Below are 15429 nucleotides of genomic sequence, written 5' to 3'. Positions count from 1 at the left end.
AAACGACCTGGGAATTCTGTCTCCACGTGGTGGAGAAAATGGTGGGTCGTGCTGGATTCGAACCAGCGACCAATTGATTAAAAGTCAACTGCTCTACCGACTGAGCTAACGACCCTCACCACGACCAGTACCGACTGCATTACTGCTTCGGCTCTGACGGCGGCCTATATTACGGATTTAAATTTCCGGTGCAACAGAAAATTCGTAATTTAAATCCGTTTGCTCACTGTGCGTACAAATGCAGGCTGTTTTTACAGTACCGTTACGAAAACAGTGACATACGGCAATGTTACAGCTTGCTCAGGCTCTGCTTCGCCAGCTGTGCCGGAGAGGTGTTGGGGTAACCCTTGATCACCTGCTCGTAGAACGCTTTCGCCTCTGCCTTCTTGCCATCCAGCTGTGACAGCATCCCCAGCTTCAGCAGGGCATCGGCGCGCTTGGGCGACTTGCTGTACTTGTTGGCGACGGTAGAGAACTGGGCGGCAGCACCGGCTCGGTCACCCTTGTTGAACAACAGCTGGCCCAGCCAGTAGTGTGCATTGGGGACATAGCTTGAACTGGGGTACTGCTTGATGAAGCCCTGGAAAGCCGGAATGGCTTTGTCGTAGTTCTTCTCTTTGAGCACCATGTTCACGGCAGCGTCGTAGGCCTGATTCTCGTCCTGATTGGTCGAGTAGTTGACGGCCGGGGCCGGATTGGCGGCGGTGGCTGCAGCTGGTGCGGCGGCGGCCGGAGCAGCGGCCTGCTGCTGGCTGCTCACCTTGTCCAGCTCCTGGTAGAGCTGACGCTGACGCTCTTGCGACTGCTCCATCTGGTAGGTCTGCTGCTCCAGCTGACCACGCAGCTCGGAGACCTCCCCTTGCAGGGAGTCGACCTGCTGCTGCAAGTCGGCTTGCAGTCGCAGACGGGCGTTCAGGGTGCGCTCCAGCAGGGCAACCCGATCTTCGAGGCTACCGGTGGGCACGATGGCGCCGTTATTGCCACTCAGGACAACGCCGCCGGAATCCCCCCCCAAATCGCTGACCGGAGCCGCGGCGTGGGCAGAGACTGCAAATAAAACGGCCATCGAAATGGCCGCTTGCTTATACACAAAATTCATCCGTATAGAACCTTAGTAAACCAGAACCGCACGGCGGTTTTTGGCAAAGGCTTCCTCGGTGTGGGACAGATCCAGCGGCTTCTCTTCGCCATAGCTGACGATGGAGAGCTGCTCGGCCTGCACACCCAGGGTTTGCAGATACTTGGCAACAGCCTTGGCACGACGCTCACCCAGAGCGATGTTGTACTCCGGAGTACCGCGCTCATCGGCGTGGCCTTCGATCAGTACTTTCACGCTCGGACGCTCGCGCAGGTAGCTGGCATGGGCATCCAGCAGATCAGCGTACTGACCCTGGATTTCGTAGCCGTCAAATGGGAAGTAGATGACGTTGTCGCGCTGCAGCGCTTCGAACTTCTGACGCATCTGCTCTTCCGGGGACAACATGCCGTTGGCGCCACCGGTTTGTACACCGCCCATGCCGTCGGTCATACCTGATTCGGCACCAGCAGAGCCTGAATCAGAAGAGGAGCTACAAGCAGCCAGGGTGAACAGTGGCAGTGCGATGGCCAAACCCTTGAGCAGTTTATTGAGTTGCATGCTATTTCCTTAAACCTTTATAACAAAACAAAAAACAATTGGATTTTTATCAATTCAAGAAGGGCGACCAAGCTGGTGCACGAATTTCACCGCTACTGGTCGGAAGCACAGCCTTGAAGCGACCATCAGTCGACACCAACGCAAGACTCTTACGACCCTGATAGATGGTGGCATAAATGATCATGCTGCCATTGGGAGCCACACTTGGGGACTCGTCCAGTGCACTCTGAGTCAGGACCAACTGGGCATTGGTGTCCATATCCTGACGGGCAATACGGTATTGCCCTTGAACCCGGGTCACCATCACCATGATCTTGCCATCAGGTGTGATGGATGCGCCCTGGTTGGATTCACCTTCCCAGGTCATCCGGCGAGTCATGCCAGTCGCCAAATTTACGCTATAAATCTGGGGTTTGCCACCACGTTCAGAGGTGAACAGCAAATTTTGCCCGTCCGGCATCCAGGAGGGTTCGGTGTCGATCACCCGGCTGGTGGTGACCCTGGTCAACTGCTTGCTAGCGACATCAACAACATAGAGGTTCGGTGACCCGTCCTTGGAGAGAACGATAGCCAGACGACGACCATCCGGAGACCACTCCGGCGCACCGTTGATACCGCGGAAGCTGGTGATCAGGCTGCGCTGCTGGGTGTAGATATCCTGCACGTAAATCTCGGATTTCTGGTTCTCGAAGCTCACGTAGGCCAGCTTGCTGCCATCCGGCGACCAAGCCGGGGACATCAGCGGCTCGCGGGAGCGCAGCAGGGTCTTCTCGTTGTAACCGTCGTAGTCGGAGATCCGCAGCTGGTACGGGAACTGGGTTCCCTGCTGTACGGAAACGTAAGCCAGACGAGTCAGGAAGGCACCACGCTCGCCGGTCAGACGCTCATAGACGATGTCGGAGATACGGTGGGCGAACTGACGCATCTGGGCACCCGGGATGGTCGCCATGCGGCTATCCAGGATGTAACCGTTGCTCTCGCCACCCTGCGCCTTGGCCAGCTGGCCTTTGAGCACATCGACCAGTTCGAAGTTGATCTTGTAGGTACCGTCACCCACGGCGGCGATGGAGCCTACCACCACAGCCTCGACCCCCTGGGCAGCCCAGGGTGCGAAGTTGATTTCGCTGCTGCTGCTCGGGGTCTGCGGCATCTGGCTGCGCGCCAGCGGCTTGAACTTGCCGCTGCGCATCAGGTCGTTGGAGACCACTTCCGCGATATCCTGCGGCAGCTGGCCGTTGCCTTCCCACTTGAAGGGGGCAACGGCGACGGGACGAGCGCTGTCAATGCCGCCAGTGATGACGATATCCAGAGCCGCATGGGCACTCTGGCCCAGCAGCAAACAACCAACCAAAGCAAAAAACACTTTTCTGATCATGGCTTAAATACTCGGTTCCAATTTGAGGTTAAATTCCTTCAACATCTCGAATGCCGCAGGATCCTTCGGCACCGGCAACTGGTTGGCCTTCAATACGGCCGCTTTACCGGAACGACATACCGCCGGGTCACCCTGGCCGTTATCCACCGAAATGACAAAGCCACTGCTCGCAAGACGTACGCCGATAGTACATGTTTTGCCCCGCATGGTGGGATCCAAAATCATATAACGCTCAACAGTGGCCTTGATGAGTGCCGCATATTTGTCGACTTCCCCCTTGGCTGCCGCCGATGCAGCCTGACTGCGCGCATTGGCTTCAGCCGCCATCTGCTGCTCCATCATGGCTTCCATCTCTTTCTGCAGCTTGGCCTCTTCTGCCTTGCGCTTGCGCTCGGCATCCGCCTTGGCCTTCTTCTCGGCTTCGGCTTTGGCTTTTTTCTCTGCGTCAGCTTTTGCCTTTTTATCAGCCTCTTCCTTGGCCTTCTTCTCGGCCTCGGCTTTGGCTTTCTTCTCGGCTTCTGCCTTGGCTTTTTTCTCAGCTTCGGCTTTGGCCTTCTTCTCGGCTTCCGCTTTCTTGGCCTTGGCCTCTTCGGCCTTGGCTTTCTCTTCCGCCTGTTTTTTCTCGAGCTCTTTCTTTTTCTTCAGCGCGAGCGCCTTGGCATCTTCCGCCGCTTTCTTCTCGGCCTCTGCCTTCTTGGCTTTCTGCTCTTCCAGCTTGCGGGCTTCCTCGGCTTTCTGGGCCTTCTCTTCCGCCTGCTTCTGCTCAGCCTCTTTCTTCTGCTTTTCGGCTTCTGCCTTGCGGGTCGCCTCTTCGGCCTGCTTGCGCTTGGTCTCGGCAATACGCAGGCGCTCCTGCTGCTCGGCCAGCTCGCGCTTGGCCTCTTCCGCCTCTTCCTTTTTCTTCTGCTGTTGCTGTGCAGCCTTGGGCTGAGCCTTCTGCTGCTGGATCTGTTGCGCCTGCTGGGCCAGGAATTCGCTATCCAGCATCACCGCATTGACGATCTGCCCCTGCGACTCGGGCCGCTTCGGCTTGCTGAAGTCGAGACCGACAAACAGGATGATGCCGATGATCAGGTGCAGCAGAAACGATGCGATGAGATAACCGGAAATACCACGCTTCACATCCATCTCCGTCAATTCACCGGATCAGTCATCAGGCCAACCTGAGGAACACCGGCTTTCTTGAGGGCCACCATCAACAGGATCACCTCTTCGTAGCGCACCGACTTGTCACCGGCCACCACCACGGGAGCGTTCTGGTTGATGGCCAGATAGCCCATGGCTTTCTCGGTGATGTACTGCTGCATCGCTTCGGGTGTGCCGCTTGGTACCGGCTCATCCTCGGCTTCGCCAGCCTTGATGACATATTCGCCATCGGTGTTGACGCTGACGATGAAGGGCGGCTTGGCATCTTCCGGCAACTGCTCGGATTCCGCCTGCGGCAGGTCGACCTTGACACCCTGGGTGATCACCGGCGTTACCGCCATAAAGATGATAAGCAGCACCAGCATGACGTCGATATAGGGAACCACGTTGATCTCGGCCACCTTCTTGCGCCGGATCCGCTGATAGGTTTGCATTACTGATCACCCTGCTGCTGTGCAATTTGACGGTTCAGAATGGTAGTGAACTCGTCCATGAAGTTGGCGTAGGCGTTCTCCAGCTTTTCCACCTTGTTGGAGAAGCGGTTGTAGAAGATAACGGCCGGGATGGCGGCAAACAGACCCATGGCGGTAGCGATCAGCGCTTCCGCGATACCGGGGGCTACCATCTGCAGGGTCGCCTGCTGTACCTGACCCAGAGCGATAAAGGCGTTCATGATCCCCCATACGGTACCGAACAGGCCGATATAGGGACTGATGGAGCCGATGGTCGCCAGGATGGGCAGGTTGGATTCGAGATCGTCCACCGCACGGGAGAGAGAGACGCGCATGGCACGGTAGGTACCGTCCATCACCGCATCCTGACCGCGGGCGCCGGCCTTCAGCAAGCGGGCATACTCCTTGAAACCGGAGTAGAAGATATCTTCCATGCCTTCGATGTCATCGCGGCGGGAAGAGGACTCCTGATAGAGGCGGTTGAGATCAACCCCGGACCAGAAGCGGTCTTCAAACTGCTCAGATGCGATATTGGCAGCCTTGATCGCCTTGGAGCGTTGGATAATCAGCGCCCAGGAGACAATCGACATGCTCATCAGGGTCATCATGACCAGTTTTACCAACAGGCTGGCTTGCCAAAACAGGCCAATAAACGAAATTTCAGCGTGCACTTACAGCACTCCCTTCACATTTACAGGTATTGCAACAGGTTTCATTTGCGGATGACTGACACAGGCTATCTGTACCATGGCCTGAGTGACCAGTCGTCCATCAGCCGCCAGGATCTGCTGTGAAAAACGCATGGATGCGCGTTTCACTTCAGTCACTTGCGTTAACACATTCAAAAGTTCATTAAAACGGGCCGCCGAGCGGAAATCGATCTCTGTTCGACTCACGACGAAGGCATATCCCTCCTGCAGCAAGACGTCCTGTTCGACCCCTTTGGCACGAAGGAACTCGGTGCGAGCACGTTCCATAAACTTGAGATAATTGGCGTTGTAGACGATGCCCCCGGCGTCGGTGTCCTCGTAATAGACACGCACCGGAAACTCATGGACTTCCCCCATAACAATCTGTGATCCATTCGACAGTCAGATGGGGGGCTATCATAGCGCAGGGCTGAATAGGAAAGAAGCAGGGGGAAGCAGGGAAATCCTGCCTCCCCCTGTTTTTTATGAGAGGAAATATGAATGTGTCAGCCAAAGGCCATACATCAAACTGGGCCAGGCGAGCCAGGGGTTGAACAGGATCCGCCCGAACACGCTTTTCAGATGAAAGCCGAGTCCGTTCAGGATGCCGCAGCAGACTGCCCACATCAGCCAGAACGACAACCAGTGGCCGTGGCTGCTGGTGTTGGCGGCTATCAGATTGGGGGCCTGCAAAATAGCGACGGCCAACAAGGCCGCCGCGAGCAACATCAACCCTTGCCATGGCTGGCGCTCCAGTGGAGCCGCCAGCCTGGCCAGTCGATCACTTATCCTCATCGATCTGACGATCCATGTTCTCGGTATGTTCCAACCACAGCGCATTGATGATGCCAAATGCACAGGCCAGCAGCAGACCCAGGATCCAGGTGAAATACCACATTATCAGGGCTCCTCTTAGTAGGCCGAATGTTGGTTATCTTCGATGTGCTTGTTGGTCACCCGGCCAAACATCTTGATGTAGGTCCAGATGGTGTAACCCAGCACAATCGGTACGAAGATAGCTGCGGCCACTGTCATCACCTGCAGGGTGTTGAAAGAGGCAGTGGTATCCCACATGGTCAGGCTCTGTGACGGCTCGAGGCTTGAGGGCATCACGAACGGGAACATGGAGAAACCGGCAGTCAGGATCACGCCAGCCATCGCCAGGGAGGAGGTAGTGAACGCTACCCAACCTTTGTTCAGCATGGCGAACAGCGCAGTCAGCAGGCTCATGGAGAGACCCAGTACCGGCGCGGCAATCATCCACGGGTAGAGGTTGTAGTTGTTCATCCAGGCGCCAGCCTGCAGCACAACTTCCTTGCCCAGCGGGTTGGAGACCGCATCGTTGGCCGCAGCCTTGACGATGACATAGCCTTCCATGCCGCTAACCCACCAGCCAGCCACCGCGAACAGCACCAGCAGCAGCAGCGAGCTGCCGATGGCGGCGGTACGGGAGCGCGCCAGCACTTCACCTTCGGTCTTCATCATCAGCCAGGTCGCGCCCTGAGCCAGGAACATGCTGAGGCTGACGATACCGGCCAGCAGGCCGAACGGGTTGAGCAGGCCGAAGAAGTTGCCGTGATAGGTGGACATCAGGAACTGGTTGAATTCGAACGGCACGCCCTGCAGCAGGTTACCGAACGCGACGCCGAACACGATGGGCGGAACCGCACCACCGATGAACAGACACCAGTCCCAGTTGTTGCGCCATCTCGGGCTCTCCAGCTTGGAACGGTAGTCAAAACCGACCGGACGGAAGAAGAGCGCCATCAGGGTCAGGATCATCGCCACATAGAAGCCGGAGAACGCAGTTGCGTAAACCAGCGGCCAGGCTGCGAACAGAGCGCCACCCGCAGTGATCAGCCACACCTGGTTGCCGTCCCAGTGGGGGGCAATGGAGTTGATCATGACGCGACGCTCGATATCTTTCTTGCCGACGAAGGGGAGCAGTGCACCCACCCCCATGTCGAAGCCGTCAGTGATGGCGAAGCCAATCAGCAGTACGCCGACCAGTACCCACCAGATGACACGCAGAGTTTCGTAATCAAACATGGTCACTCTCCTTATGCCTTGAGCTGTTCAAAGTGATACTTGCCGGTCTTCAGGCTGCTTGGGCCGAGGCGGGCAAACTTGAACATCAGGTACATCTCGATCACCAGCAGCACTGTGTAGAACAAGCAGATACCGATCAGAGAGAACCAGATTTCAGCGGCAGGCACATTGGAAGCGGAGACCGAGGTCGGCAGCACTTCGGCAATGGTCCAGGGCTGACGACCATATTCGGCAACGAACCAGCCAGCTTCGATAGCGATCCACGGCAGCGGAATACCCCACAGCAGACCCTTGAGCAGCCACTTGCGCTGGCCGATCTGGTGACGGGCACTGTCATAGAAGGCCATACCGATCAGCACCAACATCAGCATGCCGACGGCAACCATGATGCGGAAAGCGAAGAACAGCGGCAGTACCTGCGGGATGGAGTCATCCACGGCAGCCTTGATCTGCTCGTCGGTAGCGTCGGTCACATTGCTGGTGTAGCGCTTGAGCAGCAGACCGTAACCCAGATCCTGCTTCACTTCATCGAAGCGAGCGCGGGTTTCGTCAGACTTGTCGCCAGACTGCAGCTTGGTCAACAGATCGTAAGCGGTCATACCGTTACGCACGCGCAGTTCGTGCTCGCTCTTCAGATCCTTGAGACCGGTGACCTGAGTATCAAGGGAACGAGTCGCGATGATGCCCATGGCATAGGGGATCTTGATGGCGTAGTCGGTGCGCATCTCTTCCTGATTCGGAATACCGAACAGGGTGAAGGCAGCCGGAGCAGGCTCAGTTTCCCACTCGGCTTCGATGGCAGCCAGTTTCACCTTCTGCACTTCACCGGTCTCGTAACCGGACTCGTCACCCAACACCAGTACGGAGAGGATGGAAGCCATACCGAAAGCGGCCGCGATGGCGAAAGAGCGACGGGCAAAGGCCACATCACGATTCTTCAGCAGGTAGTAGGAGGAGATGCCCAGAACGAACATGGCGCCACAGGTATAGCCAGCCGCCACGGTGTGGACGAACTTGACCTGAGCAACCGGGTTGAACACCAGGTCTGCGAAGCTCACCATCTCCATCCGCATGGATTCGAAGTTGAACTCGGCACCGACCGGGTTCTGCATCCAGCCGTTGGCAACCAGGATCCAGAGGGCAGAGAGGTTGGTACCCAGCGCCATCAACCAGGTCGCAACCAGGTGTTGATGCTTGCTCAGGCGATCCCAACCGAAGAAGAACATGCCGACGAAAGTAGATTCCAGGAAGAATGCCATCAGACCTTCGATAGCCAGCGGGGCACCGAAGATATCGCCAACATAGTGGGAGTAGTAAGCCCAGTTGGTTCCGAACTGGAACTCCATGGTCAAACCGGTCGTTACCCCGAGGGCGAAGTTAATGGCGAACAACTTACCCCAGAACTTGGTCATGTCCTTGTAGATGGGGTTGTTGGTCATAACATAGACAGATTCCATGATCGCGAGAATGAAGGTCATTCCCAGCGTCAGGGGGACAAACAAGAAGTGATAAAGGGCCGTCGCAGCGAACTGGAACCGCGATAGGTCGACCACATGCTCAGCAATCATGATGTTTCCTCACCGATTATTGGCACGGCTATTTTAAGTTTTAAGCACAAAGCTTCCGTTGATGGCTATCAAATGGGTCCCGCCATGAGCACTCACAACAAAACCCCATTACTAACAACCAGCATTAACAACAAGGCAATAACTGAGAACAAAGAAAGCTAATGTTTAACATTTATAAAACAACCAGCTGGAATTTATTCTCGCCCATGATGACTGTGGTTTTATATCACCTTTATTTGATTGAAATCAATGTAAAAGCACCCGCAAAAGATGACCGCAAAAGGCATTTTTAAACTATTTAACGTCTGATGACATGAGTCAGATCACAGAATAACAAAAACAGTAATTTATTGATTTAAATCAATTTAATTATTTAGCCAACAATGCCTTCATTTAATTTGAAAAATGGAGCCAAGCTTCTTTTTCTTATGTTATTCGCAACTGACTCCTGCTCTGAAAAACGCAATTTAATACTGCTAAAAATGCATACTCATGCGAGCCAAACCAGTCGAAAAATAAATTAGATAAACTAATCTGAACGGTGCAATTTTTCTTGTTTGCCCACGCCGATTCGAACTCCTACAATGCGCCTCGCAGTGAGGGCATACCCTTGGATACAGGCCGGTTAATCGGGGTTCACGGTACGTATTCGACCATCATTTTGAACCTGACTATTGGAATCGAAGATGAAAAAGTTTGTTGCTAAAACCATCCGTTACTACAAGCTTTCCTTTGTTCAGCTCTATCAACTGAACCGACTCTGAGAGCTCGCGACGGCTCACCTGTTTATTTTCCGGTCTGTGTCCAGACGCACTCACTGTCTGTGAACATCCATCCTGAATTGTCTTTGCCCACCGCATCCGCCGTGGGCTTTTTTTTGCCCGGATAACAAAAAACCGCCTTATGTGGCGGTTTTTTACTCAAGCAGCTGTTTTCTTACTTCTCATCAGGTCGCTGAAGGCCGAAATGAGCATATGCCCGCGTAGTCGCTATCCGCCCTCTTGGGGTACGCTGCAGATAGCCCTGCTGGATCAGATAGGGCTCCAGTACATCCTCAATGGTATCTTTCTCTTCACCGATAGCCGCCGCCAGGTTATCGAGACCCACCGGGCCCCCCATAAACTTGTCTATCACAGCCAACAATAACTTGCGGTCCATAAAATCAAACCCCTCGTTATCGACGTCCAACATGTCCATCGCCCGCGCAGCAATGGGGCCATCGATCCGGCCATCGGATTTGACCTGGGCAAAGTCGCGCACCCGTCTTAACAAGCGGTTAGCAATCCGCGGCGTGCCGCGAGAGCGACGAGCGACCTCAACGGCACCATCTTCTGTCATGTCGAGCCCCAGACAGCGAGCACTGCGGGAGACGATATCGGTGAGATCCTTGACGTTGTAGAACTCGAGGCGTTGCACGATGCCGAAGCGATCCCGCAGCGGGCTGGTGAGAGAGCCGGCCCGGGTGGTAGCACCGATCAAGGTAAAGGGGGGCAGATCGAGCTTGATGGAGCGGGCCGCCGGCCCCTCCCCGATCATGATATCGAGCTGGTAATCCTCCATCGCCGGATAGAGCACCTCTTCCACCACCGGGCTGAGGCGGTGGATCTCGTCGATGAAGAGCACATCGTGTGGTTCGAGGTTGGTGAGCAATGCAGCCAGATCACCCGCTTTCTCCAATACGGGGCCAGAGGTTGTCTTGATGTTGACCCCCATCTCGTTGGCAACGATGTTGGCGAGGGTGGTCTTGCCCAGACCCGGCGGGCCGAAGATCAGCAGGTGATCGAGAGCCTCCCCCCGCTGCCGCGCCGCCTCGATAAAGATCTCCATCTGCTCGCAAACGGCATCCTGACCGGTATAGTCCGCCAGTTTTTTGGGGCGAATGGCACGGTCGATAATGTCGTCCTCGCGGGCGGCACTGGACGAAATGAGACGATCTGCTTCAATCATCTGCTACCTCACACCAGACTACGCAGGGATTCGCGGATGATATCTTCCACCGACATGCCATCTTTGGCGATCTTGCTGACGATCTGGCTCGCCTGTTGCGGCTTGTAACCGAGCGCCACCAGGGCGCTTGCCGCCTCTTCCGCTGCATCCGGTGCTCGCAGTTCCGGCTCGCGCGATGGCAAGGTGACTGCTGCCGGGGAGAAGAGATCATGGCTGACCCACCCCTTCAGACGATCCTTCATCTCCACCACCAGCCGTTCGGCCGTCTTCTTGCCCACCCCTGGCAGCTTGACCAGTGAGCTTATCTCTTCACGCTCGACACAGATGACAAACTGACTGGCCGTCATACCGGAGAGAATCGCCAGCGCCAGCTTGGGGCCGACCCCGTTGGTCTTGATCAGCTCGCGAAACAGCGCCCGCTCCTGCTTGTGGTTGAAACCATAGAGCAGCTGGGCATCCTCACGCACCACAAAATGGGTGTGGATGGTCGCCTCCTTGCCGATTTCCGGCAAATCATAGAAACAGCTCATTGGCATCTGCACCTCGTAGCCAACGCCACCCACTTCCAGCAAAACCTCGGGGGGCTGCTTTTCAATGACAATGCCTCTCAAGCGACCAATCACGGCTCTCTCCTCACCAGTACAGCAATTCGTAAATTGGTTCATAGCATAAAGAATAACTGGATAAGTATCCAGCATTGCCCTATCGGTGGCGGCTCATCGGAGAGGCATTTTATGGAAGATCCACCATGCTTGATCCTGTGCTTTTTCAGGCACGGGATAACCGGTAGCCGACTCCGCATCTTTGGCAAACATGGCGTTGTCTGATTAGACTTATTCGGCACCTGATAGTGCAACACATCAAGGAAGGCCATCACATGAAGATTGTTACGACCTCAAATCTGGGCCTCACCATATTGCTTGGCTGCACGCTGGGCATGGGGATCGTCGGCTGGTACGGCAGCCAGCGACTGGCCAATCTGCTCTCCTATGTATTGGGAGCAGCTTGGCAAACTGCAGATGGCGCCATGGAAGGCTCCATCGAACTGGGCCACCAGCAACTGCAAATCCAGAAGATGCTCAACGGGATCCCACTCGATAATGGCAAGCTGAATTCAGCCAAGGCTGCAACCGATGATGCATTGACGCGGGTGGCCAACGGGCAACTCATCGACCCCTCCGCAGTCAAGATCATGCAGCAGCAGCAGCAGGACTATCGACAGCAGCAAGATGCCTTGCTGGCGCTCTATCGCAGCTATACCGATGTGGATCAATCCTTGCGCGATAATGCCGATCGACTGGCCCGCCTCTCTGAACAGATGGAGGTCATCGGTGATGAGGCAGTGGAAGGCCTGACGCAATCGCCCGACCAACCCATTAGCTGGAATGGCGGTCTGGAAACGCGATGGGAGGCTGCCGATGGAGGTATGGAGTCCAATATCGGCTTCTTGCGCCAACTCTACGCCATGGAAAAGATGCGTAGACTCGGCATCTCGGATGCCATCAAAAAGGAGCTGGAAGAGGCAATCACATTTTATGAGAGTGCCGCCAGCCGGATGCTGGCCACGGGGCTGTTCGATGTACAGGGTAGCGGAGAATTCGGCGGCCATACGCTGTCGAGCCAATACCGCGAGCTGCAGGCCCGCCACAAACAGTTGCTGGCCAACTGGCTAACGGCCCTCGCCAGTTATCAGACACAACAGGCGGCCTATGAGCAAAGCGCAGATCGACTAGCGCAACAACTGGTCGATGTCGAGGCAAAAGGCGATGCCACCGTGGAAGATCAGATTATCCAGCTCAATGGCATCATCGGCCAGACCAACACTCTGATCCTGGCTGGCCTTGTGTTCAGCCTCGTCATCGTCACCCTGTGTGGCTTCTGGCTGACCCGCAAGCTGGTCACTCCGCTGCTCCAGGTGAATAAACGCATGGAGGATATAGCCGCAGGCGATGGCGATCTCAACGTGCGCATCAACCTGAAGCGGGATGATGAGATCGGATCGCTCGCCAATAGCGTGGATCGCTTTATCGAGAAGCTGCAGAAGATGATCAGCTCGACGATGCACAACAACCAGCACATCAGCGAGCATGTCCATACCTCGGTCAATCGAGTGGAGGCCATCAGCCAGAGCAGCCGCCAGACAGCCGAACACGCGCTGGCTCTGCACCATGACAGTGAAGAGATGGTACAGGTTGCCACCGGAATCTCGGATAACTGCAGCATGGCCGCCCAAAATGCCAATGAAGTACGCCAGCTGACCACCGAGAGCAGCCAGTATGTCGCCTCTGCCAGCGCGGGCATGCAGCGTGTGGTACAGGAGGTGAGCGAGTGCGCTATCGCGATCAATTCCCTCAAGGAACAGGCGGGTCAGATCGGCCAGATCATCTCCACCATCAGCGGTATCTCGGAACAAACCAATCTGCTGGCACTCAATGCCGCAATTGAGGCGGCCCGAGCAGGGGAGATGGGGCGGGGCTTTGCGGTTGTAGCTGACGAAGTACGCACTCTTGCCAACCGAACAGCGGCTTCCAGTGCCGAGATTAGCCAGGTGATTAGCAGCATCCAGCAGCAAACCGAGACCGCCTACCTGATGATGCAGCGCAATCTCAAGACGGTGGAAGCGGGTATGCAAGACTCCGAGAACACCAAGCAGATCCTGTTCAAGGTACAAGGAGCCATCGATCAGCTGGCCGATATGGTGCAGCAGGTGGCCGTCGCCACCGGACAGCTGTCACACACCCTCAGCCACTCTTCCGACAAAGTCTCGGGCATCAGCCTGCAGGCCAAAACCGGAGAACAGGAGGCGCAGGAGTGTCTGCAACTCGCCTCGTCACTGCATCAGGCCAGCCTGCTGCAACAGCGGCTGCTTTCGCAGTTCCGGGTCTAATCCTTCTTAACAACCAAGATGCCACTCCCCGCGAGTGGCATCTTTTTATCTGGATGAGTTACCCCCCTCTGGCCAGTTGCAGCGCTAGGATCAGCATGATGATGCCGACCAGCAGATCGATCCCCTGTTGCACCCTCCCCTTTGCCAGCCAAGGGGCCAGAGCTGCAGCCCCCAGCGCCAGTGAGTAAAACCATACCAGCGAGGCCAGCATGGCACCTGCGGCAAATGCCGGGCGCAAGGACTCTGCCACCTGACTGCCCACGGAGCCGAGCAACATCAGGGTATCGAGATAGACATGGGGATTGAGCAGGGTGACGCCCAGCGTCATCGCCAGCACGCTTTTGGCCCCCATTTGCTGGGGCGAGTTAGCAAGCCCAACCTGAGAACCACGCCAGGCACTGCGCAGGGATCGCACGCCGAACCAGGAGAGAAAGAGCACACCGCCCCAAGTCAGCAGCGCCATCCCGATGGGGCTTGCTGAGAGGACAGTAGCCCCCCCAAATACGCCGATCCCGATCAGGATGAGATCGCAGAAGCTGCAGAGCGTTGCGGTCAGCAGATGGTGGTTGCGATGAATGCCGCGGCTAAGCACAAAGGCGTTCTGGGCACCGATGGGAATGATCATGGCAAGGCCAAGAGTAAAGCCTTGCAGAGTAGTAGCGAACATGAAAAGCACCGTCTGAAATTGGGAATGAACGGCACTATAACGATGAGCGTCTATCCAGAGAAATTCATGGATTTACTGATTGATTCATTTTCCTAATGATTTCTTAATCTCGAATATCCACTCTCTTATCAAGCCATCTTGTCAATTACAGGATCTGACAATTGTGACCCTCCAATTGCAGCAGGAGAATCCATCGCTACCACCAAGGTCGTAGGGTTTTACTGCAGTGCGAGTGGAAAGTTTGTCACGACCACCTGTTCCAGGTTGGGCAACAGAATCCCGCTGCTGACGCCTTTTGCAATCGCTTGATAGCGGTTCATGGATCCTGTTTTGCGGGTGACCTGATTGAGATGGTAATTAACCGTGCGCTCGGTAATGCCGAGAATGCAGGCAATTTCACTCGAGGTTTTCCCTTCACTGGCCCAGAAAAGACACTCGGTCTCGCGTTCAGTCAAAGTCTCCGGGTACGAAGTTTCCACCATGTTGTAACGCACTACCCGTATAGCAGCTTCAAAGATGTAATTGGACATCCAGGAGAGGACTGGCGAGGACTCCAGCAGCAAGTCACTTGATGCCCGCTCGGAAGTGATGAAAGAGAGAATGCCGTTTTCGCCAGCAGCGCCATGAAGAGGGAAAGAGAGGCCATTGCGCAGCCCGAATTCGGCAGCCATGCCCATCACATCCATACTCCCCTCTTGTAAAAAGCGGGCTCGTTCATCAAGGCGATTCCAGTAGATGGGTAATGTCTGTTTGCGCGCCAGCTGAATCACGGGGTCGCATGCCAGCATGTTGTTTTCGGTATAGGCCTGCACCCAGGAGTCAGGGCACTGATTAAACAGCACAACCTTCGGTCTTTGCATCGACATGGGAATGATCAAGGCAAAACGATAGTAGTCATAACCCATTTCAATAGTGAAGCGCCCGATCAGCTCAGCCAAGCGGTTGCCATCTGTGGCCGATGTGAAGTGTTCGAGGTATTCAAGCAGTTGGTCGCGTTTCATGTGGTAGTCCCC

The 15429-nt window shown here is 55.6% G+C and carries 16 protein-coding genes and 1 tRNA gene; 1 reads left to right on the top strand and 16 read right to left on the bottom strand.

The genetic code is table 11. The features are described from left to right. Nucleotides 1-39: 39 nt before the first annotated feature. The 14 genes from AACR93_RS13810 to ruvA all read right to left on the bottom strand — a co-directional run bounded on the left by AACR93_RS13810 (nucleotide 40) and on the right by ruvA (nucleotide 11485). A tRNA-Lys gene (locus tag AACR93_RS13810) sits at nucleotides 40-115 on the bottom strand. A gap of 174 nt (nucleotides 116-289) precedes the next feature. Then, nucleotides 290-1099, bottom strand: a complete 810-nt coding sequence (gene ybgF, locus AACR93_RS13805) for a tol-pal system protein YbgF (protein ID WP_042032553.1) — start codon at nucleotides 1097-1099, stop codon at nucleotides 290-292. Nucleotides 1100-1111: 12 nt separating this feature from the next. Further along, the gene (pal, locus tag AACR93_RS13800; protein WP_033113510.1) at nucleotides 1112-1636 is read right to left on the bottom strand and encodes a peptidoglycan-associated lipoprotein Pal; all 525 of its coding nucleotides are present in this window, start codon (nucleotides 1634-1636) and stop codon (nucleotides 1112-1114) included. A gap of 49 nt (nucleotides 1637-1685) precedes the next feature. After that, nucleotides 1686-3011 (bottom strand): Tol-Pal system beta propeller repeat protein TolB, encoded by a 1326-nt coding sequence (tolB, locus tag AACR93_RS13795; RefSeq protein WP_041209179.1) that lies wholly within the window; start codon nucleotides 3009-3011, stop codon nucleotides 1686-1688. A gap of 3 nt (nucleotides 3012-3014) precedes the next feature. Next, nucleotides 3015-4139: a cell envelope integrity protein TolA gene (tolA, locus tag AACR93_RS13790; RefSeq protein WP_041209180.1), complete on the bottom strand. Its 1125-nt coding sequence runs from the start codon at nucleotides 4137-4139 to the stop codon at nucleotides 3015-3017. A 5-nt stretch (nucleotides 4140-4144) separates the two neighbouring features. Beyond that, nucleotides 4145-4591 carry a protein TolR gene (gene tolR, locus AACR93_RS13785; RefSeq protein ID WP_033113513.1) on the bottom strand — a complete coding sequence of 149 codons (447 nt, stop codon included), beginning with the start codon at nucleotides 4589-4591 and terminating at the stop codon, nucleotides 4145-4147. After that, nucleotides 4591-5280 (bottom strand): protein TolQ, encoded by a 690-nt coding sequence (tolQ, locus tag AACR93_RS13780; protein WP_041209181.1) that lies wholly within the window; start codon nucleotides 5278-5280, stop codon nucleotides 4591-4593. The genes tolR and tolQ overlap by 1 nt, the downstream gene beginning before the upstream one ends. Next, entirely contained in the window at nucleotides 5281-5676 is a 396-nt protein-coding gene (gene ybgC / locus AACR93_RS13775; protein WP_033113515.1) for a tol-pal system-associated acyl-CoA thioesterase, read from the bottom strand. 105 nt (nucleotides 5677-5781) lie between these two features. Then, the gene (locus tag AACR93_RS13770) at nucleotides 5782-6093 is read right to left on the bottom strand and encodes a cyd operon YbgE family protein (RefSeq protein WP_043849720.1); all 312 of its coding nucleotides are present in this window, start codon (nucleotides 6091-6093) and stop codon (nucleotides 5782-5784) included. After that, on the bottom strand, nucleotides 6080-6196 hold the full coding sequence (gene cydX / locus AACR93_RS13765) for a cytochrome bd-I oxidase subunit CydX (protein ID WP_026456928.1): 117 nt from the start codon (nucleotides 6194-6196) through the stop codon (nucleotides 6080-6082). The genes AACR93_RS13770 and cydX overlap by 14 nt, the downstream gene beginning before the upstream one ends. A 14-nt stretch (nucleotides 6197-6210) precedes the next feature. Then, nucleotides 6211-7347 carry a cytochrome d ubiquinol oxidase subunit II gene (gene cydB / locus AACR93_RS13760; RefSeq protein ID WP_043849719.1) on the bottom strand — a complete coding sequence of 379 codons (1137 nt, stop codon included), beginning with the start codon at nucleotides 7345-7347 and terminating at the stop codon, nucleotides 6211-6213. 11 nt (nucleotides 7348-7358) lie between these two features. Next, nucleotides 7359-8915, bottom strand: coding sequence for a cytochrome ubiquinol oxidase subunit I (locus AACR93_RS13755; protein WP_041209184.1), 1557 nt, complete (start codon nucleotides 8913-8915; stop codon nucleotides 7359-7361). A 936-nt stretch (nucleotides 8916-9851) separates the two neighbouring features. Continuing rightward, on the bottom strand, nucleotides 9852-10862 hold the full coding sequence (gene ruvB / locus AACR93_RS13750) for a Holliday junction branch migration DNA helicase RuvB (protein ID WP_043849718.1): 1011 nt from the start codon (nucleotides 10860-10862) through the stop codon (nucleotides 9852-9854). An 8-nt stretch (nucleotides 10863-10870) separates the two neighbouring features. Then, on the bottom strand, nucleotides 10871-11485 hold the full coding sequence (gene ruvA / locus AACR93_RS13745; RefSeq protein WP_041209185.1) for a Holliday junction branch migration protein RuvA: 615 nt from the start codon (nucleotides 11483-11485) through the stop codon (nucleotides 10871-10873). A gap of 254 nt (nucleotides 11486-11739) precedes the next feature. Here ruvA and AACR93_RS13740 point away from each other — a divergent pair, with 254 nt between their 5' ends. Continuing rightward, the gene (locus AACR93_RS13740; protein WP_043849717.1) at nucleotides 11740-13749 is read left to right on the top strand and encodes a methyl-accepting chemotaxis protein; all 2010 of its coding nucleotides are present in this window, start codon (nucleotides 11740-11742) and stop codon (nucleotides 13747-13749) included. Nucleotides 13750-13807: 58 nt separating this feature from the next. Here the strand turns inward: AACR93_RS13740 and lysE are convergent, their stop codons facing one another. Both lysE and AACR93_RS13730 read right to left on the bottom strand, forming a co-directional pair. Next, nucleotides 13808-14416 carry an L-lysine exporter gene (gene lysE, locus AACR93_RS13735; RefSeq protein ID WP_043849716.1) on the bottom strand — a complete coding sequence of 203 codons (609 nt, stop codon included), beginning with the start codon at nucleotides 14414-14416 and terminating at the stop codon, nucleotides 13808-13810. Between the two features lie 218 nt (nucleotides 14417-14634). After that, the gene (locus AACR93_RS13730; RefSeq protein ID WP_041209188.1) at nucleotides 14635-15417 is read right to left on the bottom strand and encodes a LuxR family transcriptional regulator; all 783 of its coding nucleotides are present in this window, start codon (nucleotides 15415-15417) and stop codon (nucleotides 14635-14637) included. Nucleotides 15418-15429: the final 12 nt, after the last annotated feature.

The sequence above is a fragment of the Aeromonas sp. L_1B5_3 genome (genome assembly GCF_963866575.1).
GTDB classification, from domain to species: domain Bacteria; phylum Pseudomonadota; class Gammaproteobacteria; order Enterobacterales; family Aeromonadaceae; genus Aeromonas; species Aeromonas jandaei.
The sequence above is the reverse complement of the archived record's forward strand: the minus strand, read 5'-3'. Positions and strand labels throughout refer to the sequence as shown.